The sequence below is a fragment of the Leminorella grimontii ATCC 33999 = DSM 5078 genome (assembly GCF_000439085.1).
Lineage (GTDB): Bacteria > Pseudomonadota > Gammaproteobacteria > Enterobacterales > Enterobacteriaceae > Leminorella > Leminorella grimontii.
This window is the reverse complement of the sequence record NZ_AUUA01000001.1, coordinates 659050-679026: the sequence shown is the minus strand read 5'-3', so window position 1 is coordinate 679026 and position 19977 is coordinate 659050. Positions and strand designations below refer to the sequence as shown.

12 protein-coding genes and 1 tRNA gene are annotated in these 19977 nt (G+C 51.3%); 6 read left to right on the top strand and 7 right to left on the bottom strand.

Annotated elements, in window-relative coordinates; all coding sequences use genetic code 11:
• Positions 1-358: 358 nt before the first annotated feature.
• Together G544_RS0103055 and G544_RS0103050 are read right to left on the bottom strand one after the other, a co-directional pair.
• The gene (locus tag G544_RS0103055) at positions 359-829 is read right to left on the bottom strand and encodes a hypothetical protein (RefSeq protein ID WP_027273217.1); all 471 of its coding nucleotides are present in this window, start codon (positions 827-829) and stop codon (positions 359-361) included.
• Positions 826-1599 carry a transcriptional regulator gene (locus tag G544_RS0103050; protein WP_161624102.1) on the bottom strand — a complete coding sequence of 258 codons (774 nt, stop codon included), beginning with the start codon at positions 1597-1599 and terminating at the stop codon, positions 826-828. The genes G544_RS0103055 and G544_RS0103050 overlap by 4 nt, the downstream gene beginning before the upstream one ends.
• Before the next feature lie 736 nt (positions 1600-2335).
• Between G544_RS0103050 and G544_RS19850 the strand changes: the two genes are divergently transcribed.
• The 5 genes from G544_RS19850 to G544_RS0103020 all read left to right on the top strand — a co-directional run bounded on the left by G544_RS19850 (position 2336) and on the right by G544_RS0103020 (position 11964).
• The gene (locus G544_RS19850) at positions 2336-2725 is read left to right on the top strand and encodes a winged helix-turn-helix domain-containing protein (RefSeq protein ID WP_036023096.1); all 390 of its coding nucleotides are present in this window, start codon (positions 2336-2338) and stop codon (positions 2723-2725) included.
• Positions 2726-2858: 133 nt separating this feature from the next.
• Complete coding sequence (locus tag G544_RS0103035) at positions 2859-3623, top strand: hypothetical protein (protein WP_027273214.1); 765 nt, start codon at positions 2859-2861, stop codon at positions 3621-3623.
• Between the two features lie 38 nt (positions 3624-3661).
• The gene (locus G544_RS0103030) at positions 3662-10159 is read left to right on the top strand and encodes a YadA-like family protein (protein ID WP_027273213.1); all 6498 of its coding nucleotides are present in this window, start codon (positions 3662-3664) and stop codon (positions 10157-10159) included.
• A gap of 82 nt (positions 10160-10241) precedes the next feature.
• Positions 10242-11021, top strand: coding sequence for an OmpA family protein (locus G544_RS0103025; RefSeq protein WP_027273212.1), 780 nt, complete (start codon positions 10242-10244; stop codon positions 11019-11021).
• Positions 11022-11037: 16 nt separating this feature from the next.
• Positions 11038-11964 carry a hypothetical protein gene (locus G544_RS0103020; protein ID WP_134389039.1) on the top strand — a complete coding sequence of 309 codons (927 nt, stop codon included), beginning with the start codon at positions 11038-11040 and terminating at the stop codon, positions 11962-11964.
• Positions 11965-12018: 54 nt separating this feature from the next.
• On the opposite strand, the gene prpF is transcribed toward G544_RS0103020, so the two are convergent.
• The 3 genes from prpF to G544_RS0103005 form a co-directional block, all read right to left on the bottom strand.
• Entirely contained in the window at positions 12019-13176 is a 1158-nt protein-coding gene (prpF, locus tag G544_RS0103015; RefSeq protein WP_027273210.1) for a 2-methylaconitate cis-trans isomerase PrpF, read from the bottom strand.
• Positions 13177-13410: 234 nt separating this feature from the next.
• A tRNA-Val gene (locus G544_RS0103010) sits at positions 13411-13487 on the bottom strand.
• 178 nt (positions 13488-13665) lie between these two features.
• Positions 13666-15039, bottom strand: coding sequence for an MATE family efflux transporter (locus G544_RS0103005; protein ID WP_027273209.1), 1374 nt, complete (start codon positions 15037-15039; stop codon positions 13666-13668).
• 238 nt (positions 15040-15277) lie between these two features.
• Here G544_RS0103005 and G544_RS0103000 point away from each other — a divergent pair, with 238 nt between their 5' ends.
• Positions 15278-15892 carry a riboflavin synthase gene (locus tag G544_RS0103000; RefSeq protein ID WP_027273208.1) on the top strand — a complete coding sequence of 205 codons (615 nt, stop codon included), beginning with the start codon at positions 15278-15280 and terminating at the stop codon, positions 15890-15892.
• Positions 15893-15943: 51 nt separating this feature from the next.
• On the opposite strand, the gene aegA is transcribed toward G544_RS0103000, so the two are convergent.
• Both aegA and G544_RS0102990 read right to left on the bottom strand, forming a co-directional pair.
• Positions 15944-17941: a formate-dependent uric acid utilization protein AegA gene (aegA, locus tag G544_RS19845; RefSeq protein WP_036023091.1), complete on the bottom strand. Its 1998-nt coding sequence runs from the start codon at positions 17939-17941 to the stop codon at positions 15944-15946.
• A 304-nt stretch (positions 17942-18245) separates the two neighbouring features.
• The gene (locus G544_RS0102990) at positions 18246-19772 is read right to left on the bottom strand and encodes a YdgA family protein (RefSeq protein ID WP_027273207.1); all 1527 of its coding nucleotides are present in this window, start codon (positions 19770-19772) and stop codon (positions 18246-18248) included.
• Positions 19773-19977: the final 205 nt, after the last annotated feature.

The following is a 19977-nucleotide window of genomic DNA, read 5'->3' as shown; positions in this document are numbered from 1 at the left end:
TACGTTGTGAGAGAAGATGATGATGAAAGCCGGCACTCTCGGCTGGAATTCTATTAGTATTGCGAAACATTGCCCATCTCGCCAGAAATTCGCGACAGGCCGCGACTATCAGGGCGAAAAGGCATGACTCCGATACTTTGCTGAAACCTTTCACCTAACGAATTTGCCTATTATAAAGGGGAATGTGTCAGGAAGAAAATGGATAAATGTCGAAATAATCAGGAAAATGGCAAATGAATTTAGTGGGAATCTCCAAAAGTCCCGATAGACAGCGGTCTGGCGGGAAGTTCGCGCGAAGGGAGAAATGGCGGCTTTGAGTGCGGGATTTATATTGTGGCAAGTGAATAATAGCTCTATTTTAATCTTTCGACTTACAGTAGAAGATCGGCGTGTCGTCGTGAGTAAACATAAAGCTATTGCGGTTTATTTTCAGAATTTTTAGCGCAATGCCCCGATCGCGATACAAGAAAAAGTCGGGAATATCCAACAGCGGTTTAAGGGTTTCAGAAAGCGCATTGTTGCTATCCGATAACATGACGGTTTCATCGCCTTCGCGCCAGTATTTGAAATAAATCGTGTTGCTGAACGATTGGTCAGGTACCCCCGTCTGCGTGACGGTGGCATTAGAATCATAGCGGCCATTGCCATCGGTAAAGTTAAATTTTATTGATGACGCCATTTTAGTTTTATGTCCGATGGGAATGACAACAACCTCTCCTTGACAGGAAAAATCACTGACGGAGGATGTTTTCATAAATGTTAGCCCTGCTGCACCGATTGACATGAGGATTGCCACGCCCCAGAGTGCGAATACGCCTTTTTTATTCATTGGTTATCTCCAAGTTGGAGCCATGTGCTGCATTTAGCGTCCGGTGAACTTATATCATTGCTGCATTTTATGGCTGATTTGACTTGAAGTTGATGATTAAGCGTCAACCATATGCTGTCGCCCTTATAGCAGGTCAAGCCGGTTAAACGGGTGAGGGCAGAAAGAAAGGTATGGTTGACGCCGAGGTTTTGATTGGTTGAATAAATTTTGCACCCTTCAAACTCATCAATATAGCTATATTCGTTGAAGAAACGTTCGGTCTGATTGTTCTTCATCATAAACGAGTAAACAATCAGAAAGAGGGACAGTACGATCGTGGTTACTGGAATTAACCAGACCGCTTTTTTTCGCCACGGTATGAATTGAGAAGCTTTTTTTACTTCCATGTCGCTACTTCTTACCGTCGGTGGCGCCAAGACTCTATCTTTATCAGGTTCGACGTCTGGTAATGGTACTTGTCGCTCGATAAGTGCCTCGATCTTCTCTTCATATTGAATAAGGGTGCTCTTTCCAACGAATTTCAGCCCTTGTCGAGGAATTGTTTTAATCACTTCTTCTTTAATTCCTATCGACTTAAGCGCCTTACGAAGCACGGCAATATTTTGATAGAGCGTATTGGCGTTAACGTACAGACCGTTTTTCTCCCAGACTTCGGCAAAAAGAAATTTTTGACTTAGTGTGTCACCCGCATTTTGTAAAAGCAGAAGGAAACACTGGCTGGCGGTAGCATAAAGCGTGATCCGAGCTAGGGGATCGTCCGTAGGCCACATAGTGCACGTTTCCGGAGCAAAGATTACCTTCTTTTCGATCTCATAATGGACTTTCATAACAGGGTTACCGAATGGCCTATAAAATCAATTTGTTGCATGAATGATCATCAATCAACGGTGAACCAAACAAATTTCTTAAGAAATCTAAAGCCAATCTATTCAAATGGATAGCGTTAGACGGCGTGTTTTTCTTAAGTGCGACGCTATGTATTGCTATTTTTATTTTATTACAACAGGTTAGTCTACTCTTTAGATTACTTCAAATTACTTTTGTCCACTATTTTCCCTTTTCTACTTACTATCTTTCAACGCCAGCATGAGGCAAGAAAACATACTGTTCTCACAACTGTGCTTGATAAACGCATTTACGTTTACGGTACAAAGGATAGGAAGAGTTTTTTCAAAAAAATTTACGTAATTTTCTTTATGAAACATGAGGATGATTAAATATATTGTTATTTAATTTTTAAGTGAAAATGAATTTTGCTGTTTTATGTTGAGTTTATAAAACTAACGCTTTGTTGTATCAAATATCATTTTTTTGGTACGCATTAGTTTTTATATCTTTCCCTATGCTCTTTAATGGGTTTTAAATCTAAAAAAACGGGGTGGATTGATTTCAAGAACATGTTTTCCAATGCGTTGAATGTAATGTGAACACTCATATAATCACGCAAAATTGGAAAAGGGTTTTTGAATGTATTTATAACCTGAGTAATTATTTGGATGTAGGTTTATGCATTATCAATTGTATGGGTATCTTATTGGTAAAGATTTTCATTTAGATATAGAAAATAAATGCCTTTATAGATTGACAACCAGCGGTTCAGAAAAAAACTTGCTCTTCGGTGCGTTATTTTTTAACGACACGATGATGAACCTTTTTCTTTATCTCTTAAACCACGCACGTTTCCATGGTGTAAGTAAAGAAGTGCTTTTAAAAGAAATATGGGAGGACAACGACCTAAGTCCTTCCACGCAAAGGCTATGGCAAGTGTTCACTCATTTAAATAAGAAAATTAATTCTATAGGTATGCCAGAGGGATTCATTCAGTACTCAAAGGGGCGTGGTTATCATATTAAATATAGTGATATTACACCGCTTTATTATAAGGCTGGAGAATAAATCTTATAAATATTAAATGATGATGATTTTCATTTTATTATTTTGGAAAATGTGATTTCCATCGTGTCACAATTAACAAAATAGCTTGGAAGTCATTGCGTTGTTTTATTTTTGCAAGTTCAGGTACTTTCAAATGCATGACGTAGTAGATTTTTCTTCTTGTCGAAAAGTTTTTTTAGCAAAAAAGCTTTTCTCATATGTGATGTTTGCAGGATTTTTTGTAATACATGGGCATACCGCTATAGCGGCGCAAGAGAGCGCCGAGCCTACCATTTCAAAAGAGATGGGATCAACGCACCAACAGCTGTTTTTGGACGCCATCAACGACGATCTATCCGGTCGCAATAAGGAAGCTAGAAGCATTTACGATCGCCTAAAGATTAGTGAAATGGCCACCGTGTCAGCAGTTCCGTCAGCTATCAACTATGCGGCGCTTGGTCAATATGATGACGCAATGAAGGCATTTCGCATGCTGAGTTCGTCCGCTAATGCACGGGAAAGAGACTACGCAAGACTATGGCAACTGTGGCTAACGGCGAAACAGTGGAAAGGCACCCGGGCTGAATTAACGCATAACCTGAAAAAGCAAGCTGTCAATTATAAGTGGCAATTACCTTATCAACAGGAAATTGCTCAACTTTATATCGGTAAAGGTTCTGAAGATTCCGTATTTCAGTCTATTGAAAATTGGAATGTAGAAGAAGCAGTAAAAAAAGACGCGCTTACAGAAGCAACTTTCTTCGTGGGCGGTTATTTACAACACGTTAAACAGGATACCGACAGGACCAGAGCACTGTTTAACGCCAACCAAAGCAAGCTTAATAGCGTTTCGCTTGAACGACCGTTTATTGATCGGGAATGCATCGCGTTAAACAAGCTTACCCATCAAAGTAAATAAGGATATTGCCGTTTCATTAGAAACAGCGGGAGTTAGATATGAATAAGATTTATCGGCTGGTTTGGAATCCCAGTTTAAGAATATGGACTGCGGTAAGTGAATTTGCTAAAGCAAAAGGTAAAGGCAAAAGCGGCAGCCTTCAGCTGTCGTCTTCTGCCGCAGGGATTATCGGCGCCGCCGTTTTGGTAATGATTCCGATTGAAGATGCACGAGCCTGGGTTGCGGGTACTGGCGTCAGCAGTGCAACGCTGGATGGCAACGTCGCAAGTAACACCTCAGTTAACGGCGGAAAAGCAACTGCGGCTACGGGTAACGCGACCGCCATTGGGCCAACGGCGACGGCCAGCGAGCAATATACTATTGCAATCGGCGCTAACGCGTTGGCTAATCAACAGGATGCCGTTGCCATTGGTAAAGGCGCTCAGGCTACCGGTGTCGATTCAGTCGCGACGGGAACTAACGCTATCGCTTCCGGCTTGGCGGCTTCCGCTTATGGCAACGGTGCGCAAGCCGCCGGAGAAGCCTCGTTGGCAATGGGGCAAAATGCCATGGCGACGAGCAATAACTCCGTCGCGATGGGCCTTAACGCACAAAGTACGTCTGGTAGCGGCGTCGCTATCGGCCAGTCCTCGAAAGCATTAGTCGATCCTGCCGACCCTGCCTCTACGGGGGCTATCGCCATTGGCTGGGGCGCATTTTCTAATGCTCAAGACGCCATGGCGTTGGGGGCCTCTGCTAAGGCAACCAAAAAACAGGCTTTCGCTATGGGCAGCGGCGCAGCGGCATCGGGAGATGCGGCAACCGCCATCGGCGCGCTAACGAATGCCTCAGGGTCAGGTTCTGTTGCTATGGGTAACCTTGCATCAGTAACGTCAAGAACCGGCATCGCCATTGGCCAACAGGCTCAGGCGTTAAGCGACCCCGCGAATCCGGCGTCAACCGGCGCATTGGCACTCGGCTTTAAGGCTCTGGCTTCAGCACAAGACGCGCTGGCGATGGGTTCCAGCGCTTCTGCGACCAAAACGCAGGCCTTTGCCATGGGGACGTTGGCGACAGCGAACGGTACCGCCTCGACGGCTATCGGCACGATGTCGACAGCATCGGGCGCTGGATCTATTTCTGTTGGCGTAAGTTCTCTGTCAACAGGAAGCGATAGCGTTGCTATGGGGTCTGACGCAAAGGCGCAAAACTTTAACGGTATTGCGATCGGCAAACAGGCAAACGTGAATAACCTGAATGGTAATAACATTGCCATCGGCGCCTACTCCTCTACGACCGGCTATCAGTCTTTAGCATTGGGTAATAACACATCGGTTACCAGCGATAATGCTGTCGCTGTGGGTCCCTCCAGTACCGCAAGCGGTGGTTCGGCTACTGCGCTGGGCGATACGGCGAAAGCCAGTGGAAACTATTCGGTTGCTCTCGGTCGGGCCGCTAAGGCTACTGCTGAAGGCGCCGTGTCTGTAGGTACGGGGGCACAAAGTAATTACTATGGAACCGCGTTAGGCGCTAGCTCCATGGCAAATGGCGATAATGCTACGGCGGTGGGCAACAATACTCGGGCTAACCTCACTGGGTCTACCGCGCTGGGTTATGGCGCACACTCTCTGGCTGCCTACTCCACGGCGGTGGGGCCTTACAGTACTGCTTCCGCGGAGGGATCGCTTGCGTTGGGCGGCAACTGGGGATTTGCTTCCAACGCTACCGTCCTTAATTCGGTGGCGTTAGGGGCTGGCTCCGTCGCATCAACGGTTGCGGGTATCGAAGGCTACGATCCATTAACCAAAGCGGGCAGTCTTAATACCGGTTCCGTCTGGCGGAGCACGCTGGGTGCGGTCAGCGTCGGCGATGTTGCAAATAACTACACTCGCCAAATTACCAGCGTTGCCGCTGGTACGCTGGATACTGACGCCGTTAACGTGGCGCAGTTAAAAAGCGGGTTAGATGCCGCCTCCACGCATTATTACAGCGTTAACGATTTCGGCAATATCGGCGTTAACTATGACAACGACGGCGCAACGGGCATGAACTCGCTGGCTGCAGGGGTTGGCGCGCTATCGCTTGGACAGGCGTCTTTGGCCGTAGGGCACAACGTCAAAGCCATTGGCGAATCCAGTATTGCTACCGGCTACGGCGCAAGTTCACAGGGAATCAACAGCATTGCGTTAGGCGTTGACGCCAGCACGAGCAACCCGACCAGTACCGGCGCGGTTGCGATTGGCTGGGAATCGTTGGCGGCGGATACCGATGCGACAGCCATAGGTTCCGGAGCGAAGGCTCAAAAAGCCGGAAGCACGGCAATTGGTCCGTTTGCAAGCGCAGAAGGCGACAGCAGCATTGCGCTGGGCGATCGCGCTACGGCAATGAATGGAAGCGGTATTTCCATCGGTACGCGCAGTAAATCTATCGGCTCTCGTTCAATGGCATTGGGTGAATTCGCCGAGGCGACTTATGACAATGACGTAGCATTGGGCGCCGGTTCCATAACGGGTCTGACTTCCGGTACTCCTGGCGTGACCATTAATGGCAATAACTACGCCTTCGCTGGCGCCAATCCGACCAGTCAGGTGAGCGTCGGTTCGGCGGGCAGTGAACGTCTGGTTACCAACGTGGCGGCGGGCCATATCAGCGTTGACAGCACCGATGCTATCAACGGCTCACAGCTGTTTGCCACTAATTCAGCTATTGAAGCTCTGGATGCGGGCGTCGTTCATTACAATACTAACGTTGACGGCACGGTGAACTACAACAGCATCACGTTGGGCGGCAATATCTACGACAACAGCACCCACACGGGCGGCACCACCATCACTAACGTGGCCTATGGCGTGGACGGCAGCGATGCGGTCAACGTCGATCAGCTTAACGAAGTGGTTGACGGCGCGAAGACCCACTACTACAGCGTCAATGACAATGGCACTGTCGGCGGCAACTATGACAACGACGGCGCAACGGGGCTTAATTCTCTGGCGGCGGGCGTGAACGCTACATCATCAGGTCAGGATGGCGTGGCGATAGGCCTGTCCGCAAATGCCGCAGGCGCTGAGTCGACGGCGATTGGCGCAAACAGTATCGCCAGCGGCGAAAAAACCATGGCGCTGGGCCAGGACAGTAATGCTACCGGCTATATCGCTACTGCGATCGGTCAGTCAAGCAGGGCTACAGGTGACTACTCACTGGCTCTGGGGGCGAACAGTCAGGCTAACAATGTTGCGTCCGTAGCTATCGGTCAGGCAAGCACTGCCTCATCCGATTTCACTACCGCGATTGGTGCCAACAGCCAAGCGACGCAGTTTGCTTCTACCGCAGTCGGCCAGAATGCTCAGGCGCTGGACCAGTTTTCTGCAGCCTTTGGCTCTGGCGCCATTGCATCAGGGTTAGGAAGCTCAACCTTTGGCGCGAACTCTTCTGCGTCAGGTGAACGTGCGACGGCGATTGGCGCAGATGCTGCGGCTATAGGAACAAACAGTCTGGCACTGGGGCAAGGCGCCCAAGCTTTGGATGACGGTTCTGTAGCCTTGGGGTCCGGCGCTAAAACGCTGGCCGCAGTAGCCACCGCCAGCACGATGATTAACGGCGAGCTGTTCAATTTTGCAGGCATCGCTCCCGTTGCGACGGTCAGCGTTGGTGACGTAAATGCTGAACGAACCATCACTAACGTTGCTGCGGGGCGTATCTCATCCAGCAGTACTGACGCCGTGAATGGCTCACAGCTGTTTGCAACTAATTCAGCCATTGAGTCACTGGATGCCGGCGTCGTTCATTACGATACCAATGTTGATGGCTCGGTGAATTACAACAGTATCACCTTGGGTGGAAACACCTACGACAACAGCACCCACACGGGCGGCACCACCATCACCAACGTGGCGGACGGCGTAGCGCCGAGCGATGCGGTTAACTTTTCTCAGCTGACGGAGACCAACAACAACGTCACCAACATTACTGAGACGGTAAACAACTTCGCCGGCGATCAGAGCGAGAGCTATACCGAAATCAACGGTCGCGGCATTCGCTACGTTCGTACCAACGATACCGGCCTGCCGGAGTCGGACGCTTTCGCCCACGGTCAGGGCAGTACGGCGGTGGGCTACGATGCGCGCGCAACCGGGCAGAACAGCCTGGCGCTGGGTCGCGACGCGCAGTCGCTCAATGACGGCGACGTGGCGCTCGGCTCCGGTTCCGTAACGGGGACCACCACCGGTACGACGGGCGTGACGCTACAGGGCGTGGATTATTACTTTGCAGGCGCAAACCCGACCAGTCAGGTGAGCGTAGGCTCGCTAGGCAATGAGCGTCTGGTTACCAACGTAGCGGCAGGACGTTTGAGCGCTGACAGTACCGACGCGATTAATGGTTCACAACTTTATGCTACCAATCAGGCTATTAATGGTCTGGATCAGGGAGCGGTGAAGTATGACGTTAATCCTGATGGAACTATCAACTACAACAGCGTTACGCTGGGTGGTGATACATACAACAGCACCACTAAAACAGGCGGTACCCGCATCAAAAACGTGGCTCGAGGCGTGGATGATAGCGACGCGGTAAACATGTCTCAGCTGAACGAGACCAATGAAAACGTTACCAATATTATTGATACCGTTAACAACTTCGCGGGCGATCAGACGACGGAATACACCGAGATCAACGGTCGCGGCATTCGCTATGTGCGTACTAACGACACAGGGTTGGCGCTCTCTGACGCTTCGGCACAGGGGCAAGGCAGCACTGCCGTAGGCTACAACGCTTTGGCTACCGGTGACAGTGCGATTGCATTGGGCCGTGAAGCTCAGGCGCTAAATGCTAACGACGTGGCGCTAGGTTCCGGTTCCGTAACGGAAGCGGCCGTAGGAACCGCGGGCGTGACCATCAACGGTAAATACTATCGCTTTGCCGGTATCGATCCGCTGAGTACGGTCTCTGTAGGAAGCCGTGGTAACGAACGGACCATCACTAACGTAGCCGCGGGTCGTATTACAGAAGACAGCACGGATGCGATTAACGGTTCCCAGCTGTATGCCACTAATCAGGCTATCGATAATCTGGATAAGGGTTCCGTGAAGTATGACACCAACGTTGATGGCTCGGTGAACTACAACAGCATTACGCTAGGCGGCGACACCTATAACAGCATCACGAAGACCGGCGGCACCCGTATCACTAACGTGGCTTACGGCGTCGATCCAAGCGATGCGGTTAACGTACAGCAGCTCACTGATGCAACGACCAACATTTACGAGAACGGCATCAAGTACTTCCATGCGAATTCGGATAAAGCGGATTCCGTTGCCATCGGCGTAGATTCCATTGCGGTAGGGCCTAACGCCAGATCCACCGGAAACGGCTCAATCGCCATGGGTGACGATGCGGCCTCCACCGGCGCAAGCAGCGTAGCTGTGGGTCAGGGCGCTCAAACTCTTGGTGATAACAGCGTGGCAATGGGGGCTGGCGCCGTTGCTAACAATGCCGGTGACGTCGCTCTTGGGGCTGGTTCGGTTACTTCAGCGGCCGTTGCGACGACAGAGGTCACGATCAGAGGCGATAAGTACACATTTGCAGGTACTGCGCCAACCAGTACGGTAAGCGTCGGCAGTGAGGGCGATGAGCGCACGATCACCAACGTTGCCGCGGGCCGCATTTCTGCCGACAGTACGGATGCCATCAACGGTTCCCAGCTCTATGCCACTAATCAGGCGCTTGAGAATATTAATGTCAATATCAACGAAGTGGATAAAGGCAGCGTTAAGTACGACATTAACGTTGACGGCTCAGTGAACTATAACAAGGTGACCATGGGAGGAGATACCTACGATAACTCAACCCATATCGGCGGTACGACCATCACCAACGTGGCGAACGGCGTTGATCCAAGCGATGCGGTGAACAAGTACCAGCTGGATCTGGTCGATCAGCGCGTGACCAATATCTCTAACGGTACGGACGGCATGTTCCAGGTGAATAACACCAGCGAACTGCCAAAGCCTACGCCAACGGGGAGAGACGCAGTGGCTGGCGGCGCCGGTGCGACGGCATCAGGGGACAACAGCGTGGCGATTGGTACGAAATCGAAAGCCACCCATACCAACTCGGTATCGCTGGGTAATAACTCGGTCACCGATCGTGATAACAGCGTCTCTGTAGGGTTCGCCGGCGGGGAACGTCAGATAACCAACGTTGCGGCCGGTACGCAAAACACCGACGCAGTAAACGTGGGCCAGCTGAAACAGGGGATGAGCAACTCTTATCAGTACACTAACAGCAAGTTCAACGATCTGAAAAACATGATGAACGACCAGAAAGACAAGCTGAGCGCCGGCGTTGCCGGGGCAATGGCGATGGCGGGGCTGCCACAGCCTTATCAGCCAGGTGCAAGCATGGTCGGCCTTGCGGGCGGTACTTATCAAGGTGAGTCTGCCGTTGCGCTGGGTATATCAACTATCTCCGATAACGGTAAATGGGTCACTAAGCTATCGGGCTCAACTAACAGCCAGGGCGACCTTGGCGCCACCGTTGGCATAGGTTACCAGTGGTAATCCTCTGTTAATCAACCTTAACTCCCCGGCCTGTAGACGGGCCGGGGGATCCGTTTCCCCATTATTGAATGAGAAAGTCATTATGAAATATGTAAATACTCCCCTGGCGCTGGTCGTGGGCTGTATGGTGTTGTTATCCGCCTGCACCCGCTCCATCAGCGATGTAAATTCAGAAGGTAAAACCGAGAATCCGGTATTTCCAGAACCCAATAGCGCCGTGAGAGCAGAGGGCAGCTTTGTAAATCAGGATAACCTGAAGCAGATGCGTCCGGGCCTATCTAAAGCGCAGGTCTATGAGTTAATCGGTACGCCGCACTTTAAGGAAGGCGTATTTCGGGTGAAAGAATGGGACTATATTTTCCATTTTACCCAGCCGGATAATTCAGTACTCACCTGTCAATATAAAGTGATATTTGATTCAAACATGACTGCACAGAGCTTCTACTTCAAACCGGAGGACTGCCTGGCGCGTCTAAGAATGCCCGTAAAGACGGTATATAAGGAACTGAGCGCGGAGAGCCTGTTTGCTTTCGGTAGTGCGTCCTTAAGCCCGCAGGGCGTTGAGCAGGTCAATCGCCTGGCTGAAGATCTCAAAGGCGAAGTGAAGAAGGGAAAGCGGGTGACCGTAACCGGCTATACCGATCGTATCGGTCAACCGGTGAAAAATCAGCAGCTCTCTTTAGCGCGCGCGGAGTCGGTCAAAAGCCTTTTGATAGCTCGCGGTATCTCCGCATCGCAAATCGAAACGCGCGGTCTGGGTGATGTTATGCCAAAGGTCACGTGTCCGGGGCAAAAATCCCCCGCGGTGATCGCATGTCTGGCGCCCAATCGCCGTATGACTATTGATGTTGCTAATCATTAACGTTGGTCGTGTAAAAATGCGTTTAACATCTGTAATCAAGACCGCCGTCGGCGGTCTTCTTCTCCTTTCGGCCAGCCAGGCAATAGCCAGCGCCGACGATCTTGCCGTGAAATATGTCAGCATACCGACGTGGAATATTATTACCGACACGCTAAATGAGATGACGCCAAAGCTTGAAGGAAAACGCGATGATTTTCTGATGAAGCAGGTTTGCGATCTGGCGCGCGGCGATGTCACGCAGCAGCAGGTTAACGTCGAGTTAAGCAAGCGGGGCATCAATGCCAGAAAAATCCCCACGTCCGGCAGCCCGTGGTCCTTGCTGGTGAACGGCAACCTTAAACAGCAGCAGGCGGTATGCACCGCTTATCTGGCGTCTTCCATGTTTCAGCCGGTGAACACGCGCATCTACCTTGAAAACGCGCCGAAGCCTGCGGTAAAGGAGAAGAAAGAAGAGAAAGAGCCGTCCGGTTGGACTTTCTGGAAGTCAGACAATAAGGAAAATGCGGGCAAAAATGCGGTATCGCAAAACGAACAGGTCTTCAATTTGCCCCGATTTAATAAGGATATGCATGCCAGAATGGCCGTTGCGCAGTCTACCGCGCAGCTGTATGCGGTGATTGCGGCGAATATAAGCGACTCTACGCCGCTGACGTGGCCTGAATATCAACAGCGCGTCATCGCCATTGTTAACAATTATGGCGCGGAATATTTGCGATCGATTGATATGTTCTACGCTTCGGGGTTAGACAAACCGATTTTGGCGCGAAGCATTGAAGATAATGGTTACACTATTGAAGATAATGAAGGGAATAGGCTCATCCAGTCTGATGCCAACCCACAGCTGATATCGCACGGCGTAACCTGGTTTGGCAATGGCCGAATCCTTGGTAACGACTACTTCGTCAATATGACGGTAATTGGTTCTTCCAGAAAGGACAATTAGCGCGAAAGAAGGGCGGAAGCGTTGTCACTTCCGCCAACGTCTGACCGTGTTGAACTATACCACGTCGTTCGGTACAAACACTTCTCCAACCATTATTCGACGCGCCGTTCTGCTCATCGTCGCCTTAACGATTCGCCACTGGCTGCCGCTGTTTTCCGCCTTAACGCCAACCTGAACGCGCCCGGCTGGGTGGCCCATCGTTAGCTGCTGCCCGCGAGGCTCAGAGAGCAGTTGCTGAACCAGCGTACCGGGGATTGCCGCCGCCGCTGCGATGCCGATAGCGCCGGTGCCGGTCATGGCGTGGTGCAATTTGCCCATGGAAAAAATGCGGGCGTTCACATCCAGCGTTTCGGCCTCAACGCACACGCCGCCGGTAGAGAGGTAGCCGGTCGGCTTCGCCAGATAAATCAGCTTTGGCGTATGAAGTCGATTGCGGCTGGCGTCTTCCAGATCCTTCGCCAGCCCCATCCGTACCGCCGCCGTGGCGCGGATAAGTTCAGCCTGCGCCAGCAGGCTCTGATTTCCGTTTATCTCCACGGGAAGCTCGGTACCGGACAGCCCAAGCGTAGAGGCGTGAATAAAGACGGCGGGGTTAGCCGCATTCATCATGGTCACGCTTACAGGGCCGATGCCGGGTACATCAATGTTGTCTATGACGTTTCCCGTAGGGAAGACCGGCTGATTGCTATCGCTGGCGCCGCAGGGATCTAAATAATCAATGACGATCTCGGCGCCCGGAAAGGGGATGCCGTCCAGCTGAAAATCGCCTTCCTCCTGCGGTATTCCATCTCGCATGGGAAAATGTGAAATAATTCTGGCGTGAATATTCGCCTGCCAAATGCGCACTTCCGCCATTCCGTTCTCAGGCGCATGCACCAGCCCTTGGCTGACGGCAAATGGCCCAACCGCAGCGGTCAGGTTGCCGCAGTTTCCCGACCAGTCGACAGTAGGCTGGTTGATGGCGACTTGGCCAAACAGATAATCGACGTCGCTGTCTGCGCGCTGCGATCGAGAAATGATAACTACTTTACTGGTGCTGGAGGTTGCGCCGCCCATGCCGTCAATCTGAGTAGCGAAGGGGTCAGGGCTTCCCATTGCTCGAAGCAGCAGTCGGTCTCGCGCTACGGGATCTTCGGGTAACCATTCTTTCAGAAAAAAGAGCCCCTTACTGGTGCCGCCGCGCATGTAAACGCCTTTGAGTGTCGTTGCCACTTGTCCTCCAACTGCCGAGTAATGCGATCGATAAGTGGCGTCAGAATAGCATTCTTCTTCCCTCTGGCTCAAAGGCGGAATGTGGTTATAGCACGAACGTATTTACGGGAAACGGGCAGGGCAGTAGGTTTCAATCTCGATGAAAAAATTCATAAGATAGAGGCGGTGTCAAAATAACAAGAGAGAATTAAACGGGAATGAAGACTGAAGGCGCCAGATTTATGAGTTAAAATCTGGTGCGTCCGAGTGGACTCGAACCACCGACCCCCACCATGTCAAGGTGGTGCTCTAACCAACTGAGCTACGGACGCATAACTGATTTCTTAACAACTGCATCAGCAGTGCGGACGAATATTAACGGTGAACGCATTCACTGGCAAGGGAAAAAAACGATTTTCTTGCAATAACGCGTTCAATTGATGAGTTACTGCGCAGTCCGTCGTTTTTTTATTCAAGTAGCCCTTCTGCCAGCGGCGTTCACCTCGCAGGTTATCGCTGTACGCGCCCTAAAATGGTTTCGGTCGGCTGTTTTTGCAGCCACCGCATGCGCGACATCATCATGATAGCCGACGCGGTTAAACCAATAATGAATCCCGTCCAGAATCCCGCAGGCCCCATGCGTGGCACGATGGCGTCCGTCAGGGCCAACGTATAGCCGACGGGCAGACCGATAATCCAGTAGGCGGTAAAGGTGATAAAGAAAATAGAGCGCGTGTCTTTATAACCCCGCAGCACGCCGCTGCCGATAACCTGAACGGCGTCAGAACACTGATAAATTGCGGCCAATAGCATAAGCTGAGTCGCCATCGCTACTACGGCCGGCGTATCGTTATATAAAAGCGCAATCGGATGGCGAAAGATGACGGTCAACAGCGCTGTGATCGCAGAAATAATCAAGCCCATTATCAGGCCCGTATAGGCAGCAACTCTGGCGTCATCAACCTTTTTTTGTCCCAGGCTGAAGCCGATGCGAATAGAGGTCGCTACGCCTAAAGACAGCGGGAAAACGAATACCAGGCTGCTGAAGTTCAGCGCAATCTGATGGCCTGCGACGGGGACGACGCCCAGCGGCGAAACCAGAAGGGCGACGACGGCAAACAGCGTCACTTCAAAAAACAGCGCCAGCGCAACGGGCAAGCCGAGGCCAATCAGGCGCTTTAGCGTCGACCATTGGGGGAGCTCAAATCCGCGTTGGGCGTTAATGTCCTTTTGTGAACGCGCGGTGTGAACGTACAGGCGAAGTCCAATAAACATGACCCAGTAAACCGATGCGGTAGCCACCGCGCAGCCCACGCCGCCCAGCTCGGGCATGCCGAACTTGCCGTGTATCATGACGTAGTTAATGGGAATATTGACCATCAGGCCGATAAAACCGATTATCATGCTCGGCTTGGTTTTAGACAGTCCGTCGCACTGGCTGCGAAAAACCTGAAACAGCAGATAGGCGGGAGCGCCCCACATGATAACGCGCAGGAACCTGACGGTTATACTGGCAAGCTCGGGGTCGACGTTATGCATGCTCTCGATAATATAGTGACTGTTGTACAGCACCGTCATGACGAGCAGGGAGACGAACAGGGCCAGCCAAACGGACTGCCGAACCTGATGGGCGATTTTGCCCCGTCTTCCGCTGCCGTTAAGCTGAGCGACGATGGGGGTCAGCGCCATTAGAAGCCCTTGCCCAAAAAGAATAGCCGGCATCCAGATTGACGTCGCGACCGCGACGGCAGCCATATCGGTTGCGCTGTAGTCGCCCGCCATAATAGTGTCAACAACGCCCATAGCCGTTTGGGAGAACTGCGCCGCGATAACGGGGAGAGCCAATACCAACAGGCTACGCGCTTCTTTAATGTAGTTCTGCACGTATATACCTTATCTGTTTTATAAAGTGAGACTGTTTTAAAACGCGAGAGTCATAACGCGATGGCGCCAATCTCCAAAAGCGCCAAAATGCGTGGGGGGATGATTCTACCTGTCAAACGCGGGTAAAGCCAATATGGGATTGAAATGAAAACTGCATTTGGTTTTTCACACATTTTGAGTCAAACTTCCCGCAGGCAATGTTAAGTCCAGTTTACTCTTTTTGTTCCGAGGCCCGCTTATGTTTACCGGTATTGTTCAGGGGACAGCGCCCGTTGTCGCCATTGAAGAAAAGTCCAATTTTCGCGTTCATAAAATTAAATTTCCCAAAGCGCTGCTGCCCGGGCTTGAGCTTGGCGCTTCGGTTGCGCATAACGGCTGTTGTTTGACGATAACGGCGATAGAAAAGGACGTTATCAGCTTCGATCTGATGAAAGAAACGCTGCGCGTAACCAATTTAGGAAATCTGAAGGTCGGCGACAGCGTCAACCTGGAGCGGGCCGCGCGCTTCGGTGATGAAATCGGCGGGCATCTGATGTCCGGCCATGTCATCTGTCAGGCTGAGATTGTGAAGATCCTGACGTCGGAGAACAACCGTCAAATCTGGTTTAAGATGCCCGATGCGCTGATGAAGTACGTTCTGTATAAAGGATTTATCGGCATTGACGGCATTAGCCTGACGATAGGCGAAGTGTCAAAAGGGCGCTTTTGCGTGCACCTTATCCCGGAGACGCTGGAACGAACTACGCTTGGAGCGAAAAGGCTGGGAGATTCTGTCAATATAGAAATAGACCCGCAAACGCAGGCGATTGTCGACACCGTCGAACGCGTACTGGAAAGTCGCGCAGAGAAGTAAAGCAATCGGGCGCCGCTAATGGCGCCCGATTCGGTTTAACGCGATGTTTTACTAGGCCGCTTTGCTTTGCAAGGCGTCATCGTCGGTCAGGTAGCGAACGATGCTCTTGGCCGCCTTTCTGCCGTCTGCGATAGCCGTCACCACCAGATCGGCGCCGCGAACGACGTCACCGCCGGCAAACACTTTCGAATTGCTGGTCTGGCAGGCAAACTGCTTGAGGTGAGGCGCAAGGATGACGCCGTAGCTGTCAACTTCAACGCCAACGTCAGCAAGCCAGGGCATTGGGTGGGGGCGGAAGCCAAAGGCTTTGATAACGGCGTCAGCGGGCTGAACAAACTCAGAGCCTGCAATCACTTTAGGACGTCGACGACCTTCAGCATCGGGCTCGCCCATTTCGGTTCTGACCAGGCGTACGCCGCACACGTGGCCATTGTCGTCTAGCTCCAGGGCGACGGGCTGAACGTTGAACATAAACTCAACGCCTTCTTCCCGCGCGTTTTTCACTTCTTTCTTAGAGCCCGGCATGTTGGCCTCGTCGCGCCGGTAGGCGCAGGTGACTTCGCTGGCGCCCTGTCGAATAGAGGTCCGCAGGCAGTCCATCGCCGTATCTCCGCCGCCAAGCACCACGACGCGCTTACCGGACAGATCGATATAAGGCTCTTCCTTCAGCTCGGGCAGGTGCATTACTTTCTTGGTGTTGGCGATAAGGAACGGCAGCGCGTCATAAACGCCCGGCGAGTCCTCGTTGTCCAGTCCGGCGCGCATAAACTGGTAGGTGCCAACGCCGACAAAAACCGCATCGTAGTCGTTAACCAGCTGGCTAAACTCGACGTCTTTACCGATTTCCGTATTTAAATGGAAGGTAATTCCCATTTCAGTGAAGACGTGGCGACGATTGACCATCACGTCTTTATCCAGCTTAAAGGAAGGGATGCCGAACGTCAGCATGCCGCCGATTTCCGGATGGCGATCGAAAACGACGGCCTCAACGCCGTTACGCGCCAAAATGTCCGCACAGGCGAGTCCTGCCGGCCCCGCGCCAATGATAGCCACTTTTTTGCCCAACGGTTTTACGTGGGAAAGGTCAGGGCGCCATCCCATTTCAAAGGCCGTATCGGTGATGTAGCGCTCAATGTTGCCAACGGTAACGCCGCCCGTCGCGTTCAGCGTACAGCTGCCTTCACAGAGGCGATCCTGAGGGCAAACGCGCCCGCAAATTTCCGGCAGGCTGCTGGTCTGGTGGGATAGTTCAGCGGCTTCGATAATCTTCCCTTCTTTAGCCAGGGAAATCCAATGGGGGATACGATTATGCAGCGGGCAGGTCCATTCACAGAAGGCGTGGTTACCGCAGGTAATGCAGCGGTTGCCCTGAGTTTCTACCTGCTCGGGCGTAAAGCGCTTATAGATTTCAACGAATTCTTCTTTGCGCGCCGTAAGATCTATTTTATGCGCATCGCCGCGGGGAACCGAAACCTTTTCCGCCAGTCGGTCCGTTAGCTGACGGGGGGCCTCGACAACGAGGCGCGTCGCGCCGGTTGGGTCTTCTCGCAGCGCGGCGTGCTGTAGCTTCTGCTTTTGCTGCGCCAGCATGGATTCTTCACTCACTACGCGCAGAGCCTTCGTCGGGCAGGCCGATACGCAGGCGGGGCTTTGAGCGTCGTTGACGCACAGATCGCACTTGTGGGCCGTCGTGCGTGAGTCAGAATGACTTCCCGCAAGCGTTATGCTTTCTTCAACCATGCCGATAGCGCCGAAGGGGCAGGCCAGTACGCAGGTTTTACAGCCGATGCACTTATCCTTATTGAGCTGAATGCTGTCGTCTGCGTGAGTCAGGGCGCCGCTGGGGCAGACCTGAGCGCAGGGCGCATCTTCACAGTGCCGGCAGGTTACGGCGGTTCTGATAGCGGCGGTCTTGATAACTTTGATTCGGGGAAGGTAGAGCTCAGGGACTTCCGGGTGTTGTCCGTTATTGTGGGTCATCACGCAGGCGACTTCACAAACGCGGCATCCGATACACTCTTTTGCATCGGCAATGACAAAGCGGTTCATAAAAACTTCCTGTTATGTTCCGATGTGCTGGAACGCTATTGTAATTGGGTTAACCATCACTTTTATTATGGTTATGGTGTTTATCACAGGAAAGAGGGCTTAACAATAGTGAAAATGCCGAAAAAATTTGTGAAACGGTGGGGTAATTCTTGAGTAAAGTGAAGGGATTATTAACTTAATTAATTGATAGTAAAAGTGAAATAATTAAAAACATTAAAAACAATCGCTAGCTGACACGTTTCCGCCTGAAACAATTTATTTCAAGCGGAAACGTTTATTTTTTCATCAATCGTTCATATTCTGACTAGTTGAATCCTGGCCCAAAGAAAAGCGCGAGGAAGCTTTCCAAAGGCATCTTCTGGCCGTTTAAATCAACCTGAGCGTCCGCATAGTTAAGCGAGAAGGTTGCAGTGTTGTCATCAACCTTGGTCAGAAGCTTTTGGTTCACGCCCATATCTATCAGCTGACGGATAGAGTCTGACGCCTGAGCCTGCGCTTCTTCACCCGTGATGTTGCCTTCAAGTTCAGCCGTCATGCGAGCCTGTTCAATCATCATCGGAACGGAAAGCTTAACCTTGCTGCTAAACGATTTGGTTAAGCTGACTATTTGTTGAACGGGATCCGTTTGCTCACCTAAATCAGCGGGGCGCATAAGGGTTAGCGAAGTGTCTAGCTGGCTTTCGCCCTTGTCGTTTTTCCAAACGAAAGGCGCTATGCTGAGGGTTGGATTGCCTTCCAGAAAGGTCATCAGATTAGCGTTCAGACCCTGAGCCGAATTCGGATCGAGGGGAATGCCGCTTAACATATAAACCAGAATATTGGAGTTTTGGTTAAAGTACTGAAGCGTTTTTCCATCAAAATTGTCCAGCTTGATTTTTGCTGAACCGGAACCCATGTTCTTGCCTTCAACGCTAAGCTTATCAACCGCAACGTCTACCGTTTGGTTAATGAACTTACCGCTCTCCTGCGCGTTGCTGTTAACTTTCAGGCCTTCAATCGTAGAATAGGGCGTGCCGTTTTTGCTGATGTTCATATTCTTCAGCGCAACGTCGACCTGTCCCATATTCATGCCGAAAGAGCCCGTTTTGCCGCGGCTGTTGACGGTTAACTCATCCCACTGAATCTGCTCCTGTCCCGCTTCTTCCTCATCACTCGGCGAGGTCATAACGGTTTTACCGAGCCTGCCGGTAACGGTGTACACCTCGTCTTTATCAATCGCCACGTCAAGCTTGAGGGCGTCGTAGCGGAAGGTCGAACCCAGTTCGTTAAGGTCGAGAGGAGAGCCGGTCAGAGAAAGGCTTCTGGTGTCGCCCTGAACGCGCACCTGGCCGTTAAAGGTTGTACCACTAAACGTCAGTCCGCCTTCCGTTTTTTCCCGTAGGGGCAGTAACGTAAAATCAAGTTCGCTATCGCCGCTGTAGCCGGTCAATACGCTAGCGGTAAAGGGCGATTTACCTTCCGTCATGACAAACAGGTCTTTCAGCGACGCCTGCTCCATCAGCGAAATCTGTGAATAGGCCAGTTTAGGCGCCAAGCTGAACTTGGCTAAAGGGAAAGGGCCGTGGCTGATAGTTTGTAAAAGAGAGACAGTATCGGATTGCCCCTTTTCTGCAACGGTTACTGTGTACGTTGCCTGAGAAGAAAAAATGCCGCGCTGATAGTCAGAAATTTTCACATTGGCCTTATAGCCTAACTTATCAAGGCGCGTTTGGGCTTCCGCTATGGACGTTTCTATCTGAGTTTGAATCTGTTTTCCCGTATACCAGGCGCCGCCAACCCAAGCGCCGCCTAATACGGCCACTATTCCAATGGCAACCAGCGATTTTTTCATTATGCAATCCTTATCGTTCTGTTGGGGTATTGACCAGCAGCCTGCCTGGCTAGTGGTAAACTTAAATTCAGCAGCGTTTTTTCAACAGCAGAAAATACATAAATAACGTTAATCTATTACATCAGTAATATTAATGAGTCTCATCCCCATTAACGGCGGTATCATCACAGAAACGTTGTCGCAGTTGAGGGATGATAGGTATTCG